Source organism: Bradyrhizobium sp. 23AC (assembly GCF_054863025.1).
Genome location: NZ_JAVAYN010000198.1, coordinates 1 through 263, shown reverse-complemented (window position 1 = coordinate 263; position 263 = coordinate 1). Strand labels below are relative to the sequence as shown.

The window sequence follows — 263 nt, the reverse complement described above, 5'->3', positions numbered from 1 at the left end:
CGCCTCTTACGTTTTGATGGATTACACCACCGGCCAGGTACTGGCGGCCGGCAATGCCGACGAACGGCGCAACCCGGCCAGCTTGACCAAACTCATGACCGGGTTGGTGATCGACCACGCGCTCGATCAGCATAAGATTGGCCTCGACGATGTCGTCACCGTGGGGAAAGACGCCTGGGCGCAGGGCAACCCGGTGTTCAAAGGCTCTTCGTTGATGTTCCTGAAGCCTGGTGACAGGGTCACGGTTCGCGATCTCAGCCGCG

The 263-nt window shown here is 60.8% G+C and carries 1 protein-coding gene; it reads left to right on the top strand.

Going from position 1 to position 263, the window contains the following annotated elements; translation table 11 throughout:
• Positions 1 to 16: 16 nt before the first annotated feature.
• Positions 17 to 263: serine hydrolase (locus tag RAD10_RS42090; protein ID WP_461622047.1), on the top strand; the 247-nt coding region annotated here is incomplete at its 3' end.